This is a genomic window from Pedobacter sp. Hv1, from assembly GCF_001412215.1.
Taxonomy (GTDB): Bacteria; Bacteroidota; Bacteroidia; order Sphingobacteriales; family Sphingobacteriaceae; genus Pedobacter.
Genome location: NZ_LLWP01000005.1, coordinates 130,433 through 146,351, shown reverse-complemented (window position 1 = coordinate 146,351; position 15,919 = coordinate 130,433). Strand labels below are relative to the sequence as shown.

Genomic DNA, 15,919 nt, shown 5'->3' with positions numbered 1-15,919 from the left:
AATCATAGCTTAAAATTAAATCCCCTGATTTTCGTCAGGGGATTTTTTTTGCCAAAAGATCTGATTGTTTTTATATTTTCGCTCAATGAAAAACCTAATTTTTGCCTGTTTTTTAGTGGTTATGGTGCTTGGTGCATGTAAAAAGAAAGATCCAGAACCAGTGTTAGAAACATTTAGAGGAATTACCGAGACCTATCAAGGAAAAAAAATCCCACTTTTTGAATTTTCAGATCCACTCACCCCACAAAAAGTGCTTTATAATGCTATTATTTCTTATCAAACAGGAACAGTAATGATAAAAATGAATTATCAACTTAGCTATACTGCTAATCAAATACTTTCTAATGCACAAATCACAAATTCGCCATTAGGCACACCTATTAGTATTGATTATACAATTAATGCAAAAAACCAAATCACTCATACAAATGCATATGGGAATAGACCAAATATTACTTATGCCTATGACCAATATAATCGATTAATTTCAAGTACAGCCGATGGTTTCAGTTCTGAATATGAGTATGATATTCAAGGTAGACTAAATAAAATCACGCTTAAAAATCAGTTAGGGAAAAAATGGTTAGAAGTTTTAGTAACTTGTGATGACAAAATCAATCCTTTGAAAAAGTTACCATTAGCATATTTAGAAGATGATATGCCAATGTGGACATGGTTTTCACTTTCGAAACACAACATTACTTCATTAACATACAACGATTATAATCCTTCTGGTAGTGTAACTGGAACTGAAAAATATGTGTATACTTATAGTTATGACCAAGATGGTAAACCACTAACCATGAAAAGGTATTATTATCCTGAATTTTTAAAAGGAGATAAAGGCTATTATAATGAGTTTATCTATAATTATTAAGTCAGATGATTTGAGTTTTGTATAATCGACCAACAACTGTACAACATTATAACGCACGTATGGAGCAGATTTCTACTTACACTTTTCGCTATTAACTATTACCGTAATCTTTATTGATTTTATGGTATCAAACTCGTTACATTAACACAAACGCTTGCGTAAAATTTAGCTAGAGTACTTGATGTGGAAGTGATTAACTTGGAGTATGAAATATCTACTTTTTATCATTTGCGTTTGTATCACGCTGAATTTAAAAGCGCAAGACGTAAGTTTAGCTTTACAAAAGAAACCCAAATTAGATGATCCGAATGCATGGATTGCCGTACCTGCCAAATTAAATGTAAGCTTTGCATCTGCCAATGTTCATTTTGCTAAAGAATTGCCCCCAAAAGTGAGCCCCCAAAAAACTTGGACTACCAAAGCATGGAAAGGTGAAAAAATACATACGCAATTATTAGCATGGACAAGGGATAACTTAGCTTCAATCCGAATACAGACTAGTGACTTGAAAGATGAACAAGGCAATTTGTTAAAAAAAGAAAATGTAACTACAGGTTTTATCAACTATGTAATTACAGATGAATTTAGAAACGGATGTGGTTATCGCAAAGCAAAAGATTTCGATTCTTCTTATGTAGCTGATTTGATAGACACTAAAACGACAGCAATAAAAATACAGCAAAATACTACACAGCCGATTTGGCTAAGTATTAAAGTGCCAGAAAATACCAAGCCTGGCAAGTATAAAGGTACAATCAAAATTTTGGGCGATAGTGAAACTACTTTACCCATCGTTATAGAGGTGTTAAATAAGACTTTGCCTGCACCTAGTAAATGGCATTACGATTTAGATTTATGGCAACATCCAGCATCAATTGCAAGGGTGCATAAGGTGCCTTTATGGAGCAATGAACATTTTGCATTGATGAAAAGCTATTATCAGATGTTGGCCAACGCTGGTCAGAAAACCATTACCACAAGTATAGTAAATGAGCCTTGGGGCCACCAAACGTATGATGATTATCCGAGCTTGGTGAAGTGGACGAAGAAAAAGGATGGAAATTGGGCATACGATTACAGTTTATTCGATAAGTATGTGTCGTTTGTAATGAGTTGTGGAATTGATCAACGCATCAACTGCTATAGTATGGTGCCTTGGAAAATTGCTTTCACTTATTTTGATGAAAAATTACAAAAGGAGGTTGTTTTTACTGATGCCATTGGCACGCCAACATATAACGCTTTTTGGACAACAATGCTTACAGATTTTACAAAGCATTTGAAACAAAAAGGCTGGTTTAGCAAAACCTATATTGCCATGGACGAAAGGCCCATGGAGGCAATGAAATCAGTGATCAAACTATTGAAATCGGTAGATCAAAATTGGAAAATAGCTTTAGCAGGAGATTATCATCCAGAAATAGAAAATGATATTGACAATTATTGTATCGCCTCTAGGTGGGAATTTCCAGCAAATGATTTAGAAAAACGGAATAAACAAGGTAAGATTAGTACATGGTATACTTGCTGTACTGAACCATATCCAAATGCATTTAGCTTTTCTTCGCCAGCAGAGCAGGTATGGATGGGCTGGTACACCGCAAACAAAAATATGGATGGTTATTTGCGCTGGGCCTATAACAGCTGGACAAAAAATCCTTTAACAGATACACGTTTTACCGCTTGGCCTGCCGGAGATACATATCAAATCTACCCAGGCCCATTAAGCTCTGTTCGATTTGAGAAGTTGATAGAAGGGGCACAGGATTTTGAAAAAATCAGACAGTTGAGATTATTATACCTTAAAGATAAAAAGGTAGAAAAACTTGCCGAATTGAATAATGCGCTTGAAAAATTCAATATCAAATCCTTAGCTACTGTTACAGCCGATGAAACTTTACAAAGCGTACAATCATTACTAAATAAATAAATATGAAATGGTACATTTTCTTTAGCTTATTGATTGGTCTGTTTTATTCTTGCTCAGTAACGAAAAACTATCATCAACAAGTATTTTGGGAAGAAAACTTCAATCAAGAGCATAGTTTAGATACCAATAAATGGAGCAAAATACCTAGGGGAGGAAGCGATTGGAACAGGCACATGAGTAACGATGACAACTGTTATGCTTTGAAGAACGGTAAAATGATTTTACGTGGAATTAGAAACCGGGATTTTTCGAAGGATACCTCACGGTATTTAACTGGAGGTATTTACACCAAAGATAAAGTGTCTTTTGGCTTTGGACGATTAGAAATTAGAGCCAAATTAAACGGTGCCACAGGTGCATGGCCTGCTTTTTGGATGTTGGCCGAAAATAGCCAATGGCCCAATGGTGGTGAAATTGATATTATGGAACGACTAAATTTCGATACCATCGCCTATCAAACTATCCATACATATTATACACTTTCTCTTAAGATAAAAGATAATCCAAAGTCTGGTGCAACAGCAAAAATTAACCCTAATGATTTTAACACTTATGCGCTTGAAAAATATCCTGATAGTTTGGTGTTTTTTGTGAACAACAAAAAAACTTTTACTTATCCAAAGATTGCTACCAAGGCCTTAGGCCAATTTCCTTTCAATGAGGCAAAACATTACCTACTTATTGATATGCAGTTGGGAGGCAGCTGGGTGGGGAAAATAAAAGACGATCAATTGCCTGTAGAAATGGAAATAGATTGGGTGAAGTTTTATCAATTCAAAAACAAAAGATAAAGGAAATTCTAGCGTTAATTCGCTGGGGATTTTTTGTTTGATAACAGTCGCAATTTATATTGATATTTCAAAACTTTGAAAAGCATTTGCAGTAGTACTTAGGTTAGTTTAGTCCCGTTTTTCGTTGCAATCTTTTTGTATAACGCTGATATGTATCGATTTCAATCGGTAGTGTAATCGAAACGTACAAAAAGATTGTAATGTAGCGCCCGACTAGCATTCATAAAAGCACCTGACACTGATTTTCTAAAAATAGGTGAGAATTTTTTGTGCACTATATTGAAGCAATAGATTTTTTGAAGCAATAATGAAATAGATGTAATTTTTAACAATGCTTTTTATATTTTTGAGCATCATGGAAGAACAACAGAACGAAAATCAATTAAATATAGAGTTATCTGAAGAGGTAGCTGAAGGTATATTCTCAAACTTAGCGATCATTACGCACTCAAACACTGAATTTGTATTAGACTTTATCAGGGTAATGCCGGGTATTCCAAAAGCTAAAGTAAAATCAAGAATTATTTTAACACCAGAGCATGCCAAGAGATTGTTAAATGCCATGGTAGATAATTTAGAAAAATTTGAAGCTGCCAATGGAAGAATCAAAACTCAAGAGGAGCCTTCTGGCTTTCCGATGAACTTTGGTGGGCCAACTGCGCAAGCGTAGGAGTTGAAAGTGATAAGTTAAAAGTAATAAGTTGAAGTTTGATCGCTTATGCTTTTAACTTATTTTGTATATAGCTAATGATCTCATTAGTTTCATTTGGTTCAAACCAAGCAGTGTCTTCATCTCGTCTAAACCAGGTCAATTGACGTTTAGCAAACCTGCGGGTGTTTTGTTTGATTAGGACAACTGCCGATTCTAGATCCGATTTGCCATCGAGATAGTTGAACAGTTCTGAATAACCAACCGTATTTAAAGCGTTGTATTGCTTGTAGGGTAGTAGGCTTTCTACTTCGGACAATAAACCTGCCTCCATCATTAAATCTACTCGATGGTTAATGCGTTCGTAAAGTAAGGCCCGATCTGTATTTAAGCCTATCTTAATGATGTTAAATGGCCTTTCTTTTTTACTTGCTGTTAAAAAGGAACTTAATTTTTTACCTGTAGAAAGCACAACCTCCAAGCCCCTGATCATTCGTTGTGGATTAGCTTGATCTACTTTGGCATAATAGGCCGGATCTAGTTCTTCCAATTGCTTTTTTATCGGTTCAATGCCTTCGGTAGCAAATTGTTGGTTCAGTTGTTCACGAATATTCAAGTCGATTTCTGGCAAGTCATCTAAGCCTTTACAAATGGCATCAATGTATAGGCCAGAGCCACCAACCATAATCAATCGGTCGTGGTTTTTAAACAGAGTTTCCATTAGCTGGAGCGCTTGAACCTCAAAATCGCCAGTGCTAAATAAAGTTTTTACACTATGCGAATCTATAAAATGATGTGGTGCTGCTGCTAATTCTTCGACAGAAGGTTTAGCGGTGCCAATATGCATTTCTTTAAAAAATTGCCGAGAATCTGCTGAGATAATTTCAGTTTGATAAAACTGAGCTAACGATATGGCTAGCGCAGTTTTACCTATTGCTGTTGGCCCAACTACTACAATTAAAGTTTTAGCTAGGGTTTTAGGATTGTAAGATTGTTGAATTTCAGTATTTCCATCTTCCATTTCAGCTCTTACTTCTTCCATCAATTAATAATCTTCTTCTTTTCCGCTGCCGTATTCTTCGTCTTCGAAATCGCCACCGTCTGCAAACTCATCTTTTTCTTCCTCTTCTTCGCTTTCTTCATCAACCTCTTCTGCATTGATGCCTCTACCACCCATGGCTTCTAATTCTTCAGTATCTTCAGGTACAAAATCCATTTCGTTTAAGAAATCGAAATCGCTCGAAGCTGCACTGCTAGTTACGGCAAAACCTCCAGCATTATTTTTTTCGATGATTTTTGGAGCCTCACCTGTACTTCTCACCAAGAAGGGATATTCTATATTTGGATCGTTTTCTAAGATGATTTTAACCAACTCTACATGAAAATCAAAAGGACGTTCAAAATTGTAGATGTAATAGAATTTTTGATGTGGATCTTCAATAAAGTTGCTCAGTTTAGCCTTCTCCATTAATGTTACACCGTTGTCAATTTTCCGTTGGTTAGGCAAAATAGCAATTTCATCACCTTTAATCCAATTGTCGGTGCTTACATAAAATGATGATGATTTATCAGCATTATAACCTGTTGAGCGGTGTATTGCCCTATGTAAATCTTCGAAGGTTTGGGTGGTCTTAATGTCGATTTCTCTTACTACGTCGTCAAAATCTTCAAAAGAAATTTTAAATCTATAAATTGCCATTGCATTATCTGTTTCAGCCTGTAAAATTAAGAAATAAAAAATAATTTCAAGCCTATACTTCTACCTTAATATGGTTAACTCGCCTAAAATAGCTTCATTAATGTAAATAGTTTTCATCACTTATAGTTTGTGCGTCATTACTGTTGTTTTCCTTGTTTTTTTGATCAATAATATTTACTATTGACTACACACAAACACACACAAATGAAAATTCTACAATTGAAAGAAAGACCTATGCTTAGGCCTTATGTAAGAGGTATTATAGTAATGCTCCTTACCAGCTGTTTTTTATCGGCGAGTGCACAAACCTCAAAAGGGAGTACTCAAATAGCGTATAACAATAGCGTTTTTTCCGAACTCATCGGAAATCTCAACTCTGCTGATGTAAATAAGATTGCATATTACAGTGGTATTCTTCCAGAATTGAACGGAAAAATCAATGCAATTGGCAGTACAGAAATCACTTATTATACGAGTGATTTTTACCCTGAAATTAAAGGGAAAATCAAATCTATCGGCCATACAGAAATTGGCTATTATACCGGCAATTTTTATCCAGAAATTAAAGGAAAGATCAAATCTATTGGCAGTACAGAGATTACTTATTACACAGGTAATTTTTACCCAGAAATCAAAGGTATGATCAAATCAATTGGTAGTACAGACGTTAGTTATTATACAGGCGATTTTTATCCAGAAATTAAAGGGAAGATTAAATCTATTGGTCGTACAGACATCAGTTATTACACTGGTGATTTTTACCCTGAGATTAAAGGAAAGATCAAAGCCATTGGTAATACAGAGGTTAGCTATTATACAGGCGATTTTTATCCAGAAATTAAAGGGAAAGTTAAATCTATTGGAAATACAAACATTAGTTATTACACTGGTGACTTTTATCCTGAATTGAAAGGTAGGCTGAAATCAATTGATGGTAGGCTATCAGAAAATATTCTGCTCTTTTTCCCAGACCTCATTGTAAGAAATTAAGCATCCTAAAATTAAGGCCTTGACATTTGTCGGGCCTTTATTTTAATTGGTATTTAGGCGATTTGTTATTTGATCACTTGATTTAAGCCAAGTTCTTTGGCCTTTTTGAGCATAAAATGGAATGCTTCGTCATAACTATTAATGATCTCACCTTCCAAAATTGCTTCTCTGATGGCATTTTTTAAAATACCAACTTCTCTACCTGCACTTAAACCGAAGGTTTCCATAATATCGTTTCCAGAAATTGGTGGTTGCCAATTGCGCAATTGATCTCGTTCTTCAACATCTTTGAGTTTTTGCTTCACTAACTCAAAATTGTTTCGGTATTTTTTAACCTTGTATTCGTTTTTAGTGGTGATATCTGCATTGCACAACAACATTAAGCTTTCAATTTCCTCCCCGGCTTCAAAGAGCAGTCTTCTAACAGCCGAATCGGTTACTTTTTCTTGTGCTAGCACAATGGGACGTAAATGAAGTTGTACCAATTTTTGAACAAATTTCATTTTCTCATTTAAGGGAAGTTTCAGTTGTGCAAAAATTTGGGGAACCATTCTGGCTCCTTTATCTTCATGACCATGGAAAGTCCAACCATGTCCTTCTTCAAAGCGTTTGGTTGGCGGTTTGGCAATATCGTGCAAAATGGCAGCCCAACGTAACCAAAGATCATCTGTAGTTTCGCAAATATTGTCTAATACCTGTAAAGTGTGGTAAAAATTATCTTTATGTCCTTTACCATTAATAATCTCAACGCCATATAATGCCGCCATCTGTGGGAAAATTAGCTGCAAAAGCCCGGTGTCAAAAAGATGATTGAAGCCAATGGATGGCGTTTTTGCAAGAATAATTTTATTCAATTCATCGGTAATCCGCTCTTTAGAAACGATACTGATTCGTTCTTTTTGATTTTTAATTGCCGCTAAAGCTGCTTCATCAATATCGAAATTTAACTGTGTTGCAAAGCGAATGGCTCGCATCATGCGTAGCGGATCATCAGAGAAAGTAATTGCCGGATCTAAAGGCGTACGGATGAGTTTTCGTTCAAGATCAGCTAATCCATTAAATGGATCAATTAAGCTGCCATAATTGTCTTTATTGAGTGATATGGCCAGGGCATTAATGGTAAAATCTCTTCTCAGCTGATCATCTTCCAGTGTGCCATTTTCTACAATTGGTTTGCGAGAATCAGATCGATAAGATTCTTTTCTAGCGCCAACAAACTCAATCTCCAAATCATTGTACTTCAGCATTGCGGTGCCAAAGTTCTTAAAAACTGCAACCTTTGTCTTCAATTGTCTGCCTGCCTGTTCTGCAAACTCAATACCATTGCCCAATATCACAATGTCTATATCTTTTGACGGACGATTTAAAAATAAATCGCGTACAAAACCACCAATTACATAAGCCTCTGTTTGGGTCTGGTTGGCAATAGTAGCCAACACTTTAAATACGGGGTTTTGTAGATGTTGTAGCATAAGTAAGGAGTCGTCAGGCTGAATTTATTCCAGCATCTTTTTAGCAGTGAAGACCTTGAGCTCAACTCAAAGTGACGAACTGGTTTAAAAATTTATGCAAAAATAGTAAAATTACTTACGTATAAACTCAAATTGTCCGGATGGACCTAATTTAATAATAGTTGATGGTTTTTTAGGCGTACGGTTCTCTTGTTCAAAATCTACAACATAATCAACTGCAGCCTTGATATCTTCACTAATCTCATCGAAAAATTTTGGAGTGGGTTGGCCGCTTAAATTTGCAGAAGTAGATACAATTGGTTTCCTAAAGCGTTGTAGCAATTGTTCGCAAAACTCATGTTTAACCACACGGATACCAATAGTGCCATCGGCATTGATCATATTTTTGGCCAAGTTCTTTGCGTTAGAAAAAACAATGGTCATTGGGTTTTCTGCGTATTCAATCAATTCGTAGGCAACCTCAGGAATTTCGTTTACATAACTTTGTAGTTTGTTCTCGTTATCTAAAAGAATGATCAGGCTTTTATCGGCACTTCTACCTTTAATTTCATTTACTTTGGCAACGGCTAATTCATTGGTCGCATCGCAACCTAAACCCCAAACTGTATCTGTAGGGTAGAGGATCACACCTCCATTCTTTAATACGGTTAGGGCGTTATTAACTTCTTCTCTAAGCATCTGAATTCAATTTAGGGATATATTTTTTCCAAAATTCTGGATTGTGTTTCAACGGAGCATGACAGCCAAAAGGTAATTCTTCCTTTAAATAGTCGAAAGCGATAGCTGGATGGAACTCTACTGCAAATTGCATTGCTTTTTGCCAATCGGGGATCCGATAATTGTTCATGATCTTTGGCGCTTCTAATGACCAAAAAACATCTTCATTGTAACCATCTCCCTGAGTTTGTAAATATTTATCTAATAATGCTTGGTCAACTTGGTCTAAAACCATTAAGGCAGAACCGATCTTTCGTAAAGATAAACCGCCATTTCCAACTTTATTGTACCGTTGTGCATATACCTTATTGGGTTTGCAAGATAATTTAATCTGTTCCCAAAAATTAGCGAACATTCCTTTATTTAGCTTATCTGGTTTAAACCAAGGCGCACCAATATAATCGTATTTTTTTTCGCACCAAAAACCTAGTTCATCCTTAAAAAGATAGACATCGGCTTGGTGAATGAGCATAAAATCAAACAAAGCAAAAGCGGTATAAAAAGCTTTCGACAATAACAATTGATTGTAGCCTTTAATGTCTTCAAAGTAACATCTGGCAAAACGTTTCACTTCCAGTTGTTGCAATAAACCAAAAGTTTCGTCAACAATTAAGCCCTCTGGTGCAACGATAACTTGCTTATAGCCTGTGGTTCGCTTTAAACCATTTTCTAAGAATGCCAGTTCAGTTTCATCAGGAGCTTTATACAAAGGAAAAACAACTACACAACTTTTCATACGCTCAATGTCTTTTTGTAACAGTTCATTAATTGCTGACTAACTACATCATCATTAAAACGTTGAACATATTGAATTCCTTTTTGTTTCATCGTTTGTTGTAATTCTTCATTGTTGAGTACTTTGTTTATGGCATTGGTTAATTCTTCGCTATTGTTGGGCGAAACATAAATACTGTTTGGCCCTCCAGCCTCTTCTAAACAAGAACCTGTAGCTGCAATTACAGGTACATGGCTATATAGGGCTTCTATAATTGGTATTCCAAATCCTTCGTAAGTAGAAGGGTAGACAAAAATACTTGCCATCTGATAGATAGCGGGTAAATCTGTAAAAGGTATATTTTTTAAAAAATGCACCCTATTTTGTAAGCCTAAGCTTTCGATTTCTTTTTTTACTAGATCTGCATAAGCAGTTTCTTTACCAATTACAACCAATGGATAGGTCGAATCAACTTTTGGTAAAGCCTTGATCAATAAGAGCAGATTTTTTCTAGGTTCAATGGTACCTAAATTTAAAATATACTTTGCTGGAAGTTGGTATTTAGCCCTTACTTTTTCCTGATCGGCTGAAGATAAAAGTGTTTTGAAACTATCGTCGCAGCTTTGATAAATTACTTCAATTTTTGCTGGGTCGATGTGGTATTGAGAGATGATATCTCGTTTAGTTTGTTCGCTAATGGCAATAATTTGATCCGCATTTTTACAAGCATATTTGCTTTTTAATTGATAAATACGTCGATCTACTAATTTATAGTATTGAGGTTTGATCAGAAAAATCAGGTCGTGTATGGTTACAATACTTTTGATCTTGGTTTTTTGTAGTCCGATTGGAATTTCGTGGCTTAAGCCATGAAAAAGATCAATTTTATCTGATAATAGTTGTTTTTTGATTCCTAAGCTCCTCCAAAATAATCGGCTGGTGCCTTTTCGAGGTAAAACCAAGTTGATATTTTTTTTGGCAAACAAAGAAAGGTTGCGGATAGATTCTTTGATCTTAGGACTATAGATAAAATATTGATGATCTGGGAATTGTAGGGCTAAATGTTCGACTAATGATCGGCTATAATTGCCCAGGCCAGTTAGGTTGTTGGCTGCCCGTTTGCCATCATATCCAATCCTGAACCGAAAGTCCAAAGCCGAAAGTCCAGAGCTTGGCTTAACAAACTCAGAACTTTCAAATTTTAGATTTAGCTTTTTACTTTCTTTTTTCACCTTTTGGCTTAGCTTATACAGCTACGTTATTTTCTCTCAATGCATCATTTAGAGAAGTCTTTTTATCTGTAGATTCTTTACGTTTACCTATAATTAAAGCACATGGTACTTGAAATTCTCCAGCTGGGAATTTCTTAGTGTAAGAACCCGGGATAACCACCGAACGTGAAGGAACAAATCCTTTATATTCAACAGGTTTTTCGCCAGTTACATCAATAATTTTTGTTGATGCTGTTAAAACCACGTTAGCACCTAAAACCGCTTCTTTTTCTACACGTACACCTTCAACTACAATTGCTCTTGAACCAATAAAGCAATCGTCTTCAATAATTACTGGGGCAGCTTGAACTGGCTCTAAAACGCCACCAATGCCAACACCTCCACTTAGGTGTACACGTTTACCTATTTGTGCACAAGAACCTACGGTTGCCCAAGTGTCTACCATAGTACCTTCGTCTACATAAGCACCAATATTTACATAAGAAGGCATCATAATTACACCTTTAGCTAAATAGGCGCCATAACGAGCAATACCATGTGGTACCACACGTACACCAGCTTCTTTATAGTTGGTTTTTAATTCCATTTTATCATGGAAAACAAATGGACCAACCTTAATTTCTTTCATTTCTTTAATCGGAAAATATAGAATAACTGCTTTTTTAATCCATTCGTTAATTCCCCAGCTATTTAATATAGGCTCAGCTACACGCAACTCACCTTTATCTAATCTTAAAATTACTTCTTCAATGGCTTCACAATAGTTATTATACGACAATAAAGACCTATCTTCCCAAGCAGCTTCTATTAATTTTTTTAATTCGCCAATCATAGTGTTTCAAATTTTTTACAAAATAAATCAATTTTATGTATTGCGCATTGTTTTCGTAGAATAATTTATTTTTTATCAGTTTATACTGGTTTTTTTGAGGTATAACCCAATCAATTTTGTGTTTTTAAATTGTACCCCTATCAAACAATGATGTTCTAGTTGCATTTAAGCTAAAACGATTCTTAAGTGAAAAATGCTACACCTAGCGCTTTGTTATGTATTTTTGCTTTTTATGACTGAGAAAGAGAAATTAAGGATTGATAAATATCTCTGGGCAATAAGATTGTTTAAGACCAGAAGTTTGGCTACAGATGCATGCAAAGCGGGTAGGGTAAAATTAGATGGCCAAAATTTAAAACCATCGGCTATTGTTAAAGTTGGTGAAGTTTATCAGGTATCTAAGGGAATTGAGAAAAAAATAATTGAGGTAGTAGAACTTTTGTACAACAGGGTAGAAGCTAAAATTGCGGTAACCAAGTATAAAGATCTTACACCAGAGGAAGAAACCTATGCCTTTAAATCTGTTTTTCATGCCCCAAGTTTGAAACGCGATAGAGGTACGGGCAGGCCAACCAAAAAAGACAGACGCGAAACCGACGATCTACTGGGAGGTCTTTTTGAAGAAGGAGAAGGTTAGTCTGTAGTGAGAAGTCCAAAGTCTGAAGTCGGGAGTCTGCAGTCTATAGTTCGAAGTTTTTAGTCTATTAATAAAAGAAATACCAATGTTTATGAAATACAGTCTCGTTTTTATCTTTTTACTCATGGTAGGTACCACATGTATTGGCCAAACCAAACAAGATAGTTTAGCAATTAAACAAGCAGTTTTAGATTACATTGAGTCGCAACATACCCCAAACGCTGCACAAATGGAACGGGCTTTACACCCAAGACTGGTTAAACGAACCTTTTGGAAAGATAAAGAAACCAACAAAGACTATGTGAGAGAAACATCAGCAGAATCGATGATTCTTTTAGCTGAAAGTTATAACAAGAAAAAAGATAAGTTCCCTGCTGTTCCTAAAAAAGAAGTGAAGTTTCTTGATGTTTCAGACAGAACAGCTTCCATTAAGTTGTTTGCAGATGAATGGATTGATTATCTGCATTTGGTAAAGTTGAATGGCACTTGGAAAATTATCAATGTGCTTTGGCAATACTACGACAGTTCTCGACACAAATAGAACAGAGCCTGCCATTTTATAAAGAGGATTAGGCTAACTGCTTATCTTTCAATATCCTCATCCGATAGGCCATCATTGCTGTTTTGCCCAATTTTTTAATCAGTTGATAATTGGCTACTGCACCCACTGCCGCACCCACAACAGGAAGCAATTGGGCCATTTTGGCTAAATCTATATAATCTCTATACTCTTGCTGAAAAGTCTGCCAATCAAACTGATCGGCACTTTCTGGTAATACAATTAATTTTTCATCCCAGTTTTGCATTTGTTTAAATACATTTTGAGTGCCAACTTTGCTCGAAAATGCCAGTTGAAAAACATGAAGAATGTATAATCTTTCTCTGTAGTCTTTAATGTTGTATCCGTACAAAGCCGCAATTTCGAAAAGCATTTTAATTTTGATGCCAATTAGTACCGGAAAATCGGCCATACTCATTAAAAAACCACCTGCCCCGGTAATGCCACCTTCTGCGGCTCCAGTTTTGCTGTAGGTATCTATTTTGGCTTTAACAAGAGCTTCTCTATGCAATAAGCTTAACTGTGGGTTAGGCACGGCCGAAGTGGTATAAGTAGAGCCAAATAGAACTGCCTTTACCATTTGTTTAATGGTTGTTGTAATGGCCTTGTGTACTTTAACAGGAATATAACTATTGATCTTGGTCTGCATTTTTGTAGCAAGGTTCCCTAATATGGATGGCTTTTTCATCAATTCCATTTTCCAAAACTGTAGTTCGTAACCTATTTTTTCTTCGTAAGTGCTCATCAATTTATGTTCGTAAAAAGATCAAAATCATTCTTTTAATTAGTTAGACAACTGAACATCAGAATTGTTAGGAAAAATTTGGAATCATTATTATAAAACTATATATTTAGTTAATTTTAAATTAAAAACTATTGACTATGAAGAAATTATTGTTACTTACGGCAGCATTCACAGCTATGTTGAGTGCGGCTGCACAAACTGTAAAGTTTACTTCAAATACCCCAGCGCCGGGTCAGCCACTTTCTTTTGAGTATGATCCAACTGGTGGCGAACTAGCGAAATTAGCTGATGTAAAATGTCAGGCTATTATGCTGATGGGAAAACAATTTAAGTCTACCAAAGTAGAGTTAAAGAAGGAAGGTGCAATTTATAAAGGTACCATGCCTACGGCAGACAGTATTTCATTGGTGATGTTGAGCTTTACTGCAGGAGATACCCGAGATAAAAATCCGAATGGATATTTTACAGCATTTTATAAAAATGGGGTAGCAGATGCTAAAACACATTTGGTATTGGCCGATTATTATCAGACCATTAGTGTAGGTTACATGGGTTGGAAAAGGAACTCGGAAAAAGCAGTACAAGAATATGAAATGGCTTTTAAGATGGATCCTAAATTAAAAGCGACCAATGAAGCGGCTTATTTGGGCGCCCAATACGATGTTGATAAAGAAAAGGGGCTAGGGATGATCAATGCTTTTATGAAAAAACTGAATACCTCAAAAGCTAAAAGTGAAACAGATCTGGTTACCATAATGGGTTTATATACCAAGCTGAAGAAAAAAAGTCAAGCAGATTCTGTGAAAGCTATCATTTTAAAAGATTTTCCAGTTGGAAATTATGCTTATTCGGATAGAGCTAATGGAGTTTTCCGTGAAAATGATGCGGTTAAAAAGGAAGAAAAGTTCAATGCATTGGTTAAAGACTTTAAACTCGATGCAAAGAAAAAAGCAGATATGGCCAAAATTTCTAGCTTCTACTCCAATTTAGCTTCTGCTTATGGAACAGCTAAAAACAATCAAAAATTTGAGTTTTATACAGATAAAATTCAAGATAAAAATACACTTGCCGGGGCATATAATAGTTATGCTTGGGCAAATGCCGAGAAGAAAGAAAATCTCGAGTTTTCTGCAAAAATTTCTAAAAAATCGTTGGAATTGATAGAAGCAGCTAAAAATGATCCTAAACCAGGTTATTTCGATACGCAAGAAGAATATGTGAAGAGTTTAGATGGTTCTTATGCCATGTATGCAGATACTTATGCTTTGTTGTTGGCTCATTTAAATAATTATGCAGAGGCACTTAAATATCAAGAAAAAGCGGTAACCATGAATGGGTTTACCAATCCAGAAATGAATGACCGATATGTGAATTTTTTGGCTAAAAATGGATTAAATGAGAAAGTGGTTACCTATGCCGAAAAATTTATAAAAGATGGTAAAGGTACTGACCAAATGAAATCAGATCTTAAAGCGGCTTACAAAGGAACAACACCTTTTGAAACCTATTATGATGCTTTGGAGCGTGAGGCTATTGCAGCAGAAAGAGCCAAATTTGTAAAAGAAATGATCGATATGCCTGCACCTAAATTTAGCTTGGCCAATCTTAAAGGCGAAACGGTTTCGCTTGATCAGCTGAAAGGTAAAGTGGTGATTGTTGATTATTGGGCTACCTGGTGCGGTCCTTGTATTGCCTCTTTTCCAGGGATGCAAAAAGCAGTTGATAAATATAAATCAGATCCGAATGTAGTATTCCTGTTTGTGAACACTTGGCAAACCGAAGAGAATAGAGAGAAAGTGGTTAAAGATTTTATTGGAGGTACGCCATACACCTTTAACGTACTTTTAGATACCAAAAATAAACAAGACCCTAGTAAATTTGATGTGATTGAGCAATATAAAGTAGAGGGAATTCCTACTAAATTTATTCTAGATGGAAATGGAAATATCCGCTTTAAAAAAGTAGGTTTTGGTGGTACTGCCGAAGGCACTGTTAAAGAACTGGATATCATGATTGCATTGGCAAAGGCAGGAAAAGAATCGAGTAAATAATGAAATTATAATATTGAAAAGCC

The 15,919-nt window shown here is 35.6% G+C and carries 16 protein-coding genes; 8 read left to right on the top strand and 8 right to left on the bottom strand.

Going from position 1 to position 15,919, the window contains the following annotated elements; genetic code table 11:
• The first annotated feature begins 85 nt into the window (after positions 1-85).
• The 4 genes from AQF98_RS12230 (at position 86) to AQF98_RS12215 (ending at position 4,268) form a co-directional block, all read left to right on the top strand.
• Positions 86-877 carry an RHS repeat domain-containing protein gene (locus AQF98_RS12230; protein WP_055132250.1) on the top strand — a complete coding sequence of 264 codons (792 nt, stop codon included), beginning with the start codon at positions 86-88 and terminating at the stop codon, positions 875-877.
• A 205-nt stretch (positions 878-1,082) separates the two neighbouring features.
• On the top strand, positions 1,083-2,807 hold the full coding sequence (locus AQF98_RS12225; RefSeq protein ID WP_082435027.1) for a DUF4091 domain-containing protein: 1,725 nt from the start codon (positions 1,083-1,085) through the stop codon (positions 2,805-2,807).
• 2 nt (positions 2,808-2,809) lie between these two features.
• Positions 2,810-3,598 carry a glycoside hydrolase family 16 protein gene (locus AQF98_RS12220; protein WP_055132249.1) on the top strand — a complete coding sequence of 263 codons (789 nt, stop codon included), beginning with the start codon at positions 2,810-2,812 and terminating at the stop codon, positions 3,596-3,598.
• A gap of 355 nt (positions 3,599-3,953) precedes the next feature.
• Entirely contained in the window at positions 3,954-4,268 is a 315-nt protein-coding gene (locus AQF98_RS12215) for a DUF3467 domain-containing protein (protein WP_055132248.1), read from the top strand.
• Positions 4,269-4,314: 46 nt separating this feature from the next.
• Here AQF98_RS12215 and miaA read toward each other — a convergent pair whose 3' ends face one another.
• Positions 4,315-5,268, bottom strand: a complete 954-nt coding sequence (miaA, locus tag AQF98_RS12210) for a tRNA (adenosine(37)-N6)-dimethylallyltransferase MiaA (protein WP_055132545.1) — start codon at positions 5,266-5,268, stop codon at positions 4,315-4,317.
• Positions 5,269-5,292: 24 nt separating this feature from the next.
• Positions 5,293-5,946 carry a hypothetical protein gene (locus tag AQF98_RS12205; protein WP_055132247.1) on the bottom strand — a complete coding sequence of 218 codons (654 nt, stop codon included), beginning with the start codon at positions 5,944-5,946 and terminating at the stop codon, positions 5,293-5,295.
• A 204-nt stretch (positions 5,947-6,150) separates the two neighbouring features.
• Here AQF98_RS12205 and AQF98_RS12200 point away from each other — a divergent pair, with 204 nt between their 5' ends.
• Positions 6,151-6,936, top strand: a complete 786-nt coding sequence (locus AQF98_RS12200; protein ID WP_055132246.1) for a hypothetical protein — start codon at positions 6,151-6,153, stop codon at positions 6,934-6,936.
• A gap of 65 nt (positions 6,937-7,001) precedes the next feature.
• On the opposite strand, the gene AQF98_RS12195 is transcribed toward AQF98_RS12200, so the two are convergent.
• The 5 genes from AQF98_RS12195 to AQF98_RS12175 form a co-directional block, all read right to left on the bottom strand.
• Positions 7,002-8,408: a CCA tRNA nucleotidyltransferase gene (locus tag AQF98_RS12195; protein WP_055132245.1), complete on the bottom strand. Its 1,407-nt coding sequence runs from the start codon at positions 8,406-8,408 to the stop codon at positions 7,002-7,004.
• A gap of 111 nt (positions 8,409-8,519) precedes the next feature.
• Positions 8,520-9,086 (bottom strand): L-threonylcarbamoyladenylate synthase, encoded by a 567-nt coding sequence (locus tag AQF98_RS12190; protein WP_055132244.1) that lies wholly within the window; start codon positions 9,084-9,086, stop codon positions 8,520-8,522.
• Positions 9,079-9,861: a DUF5672 family protein gene (locus tag AQF98_RS12185; RefSeq protein WP_055132243.1), complete on the bottom strand. Its 783-nt coding sequence runs from the start codon at positions 9,859-9,861 to the stop codon at positions 9,079-9,081. The genes AQF98_RS12190 and AQF98_RS12185 overlap by 8 nt, the downstream gene beginning before the upstream one ends.
• Positions 9,858-11,072 (bottom strand): glycosyltransferase family 1 protein, encoded by a 1,215-nt coding sequence (locus AQF98_RS12180; RefSeq protein ID WP_082435025.1) that lies wholly within the window; start codon positions 11,070-11,072, stop codon positions 9,858-9,860. Before AQF98_RS12180 ends, AQF98_RS12185 begins: the two co-directional genes overlap by 4 nt.
• Before the next feature lie 13 nt (positions 11,073-11,085).
• Positions 11,086-11,904: a 2,3,4,5-tetrahydropyridine-2,6-dicarboxylate N-succinyltransferase gene (locus AQF98_RS12175; RefSeq protein WP_055132242.1), complete on the bottom strand. Its 819-nt coding sequence runs from the start codon at positions 11,902-11,904 to the stop codon at positions 11,086-11,088.
• A 232-nt stretch (positions 11,905-12,136) separates the two neighbouring features.
• Between AQF98_RS12175 and AQF98_RS12170 the strand changes: the two genes are divergently transcribed.
• Together AQF98_RS12170 and AQF98_RS12165 are read left to right on the top strand one after the other, a co-directional pair.
• Entirely contained in the window at positions 12,137-12,541 is a 405-nt protein-coding gene (locus AQF98_RS12170; protein WP_055132241.1) for an RNA-binding S4 domain-containing protein, read from the top strand.
• Between the two features lie 91 nt (positions 12,542-12,632).
• Entirely contained in the window at positions 12,633-13,082 is a 450-nt protein-coding gene (locus AQF98_RS12165; RefSeq protein ID WP_055132543.1) for a nuclear transport factor 2 family protein, read from the top strand.
• A gap of 28 nt (positions 13,083-13,110) precedes the next feature.
• Here AQF98_RS12165 and AQF98_RS12160 read toward each other — a convergent pair whose 3' ends face one another.
• Complete coding sequence (locus tag AQF98_RS12160) at positions 13,111-13,845, bottom strand: EcsC family protein (RefSeq protein ID WP_055132240.1); 735 nt, start codon at positions 13,843-13,845, stop codon at positions 13,111-13,113.
• 137 nt (positions 13,846-13,982) lie between these two features.
• Between AQF98_RS12160 and AQF98_RS12155 the strand changes: the two genes are divergently transcribed.
• Complete coding sequence (locus tag AQF98_RS12155; protein ID WP_055132239.1) at positions 13,983-15,896, top strand: TlpA disulfide reductase family protein; 1,914 nt, start codon at positions 13,983-13,985, stop codon at positions 15,894-15,896.
• The last annotated feature ends 23 nt before the right edge of the window (positions 15,897-15,919 follow it).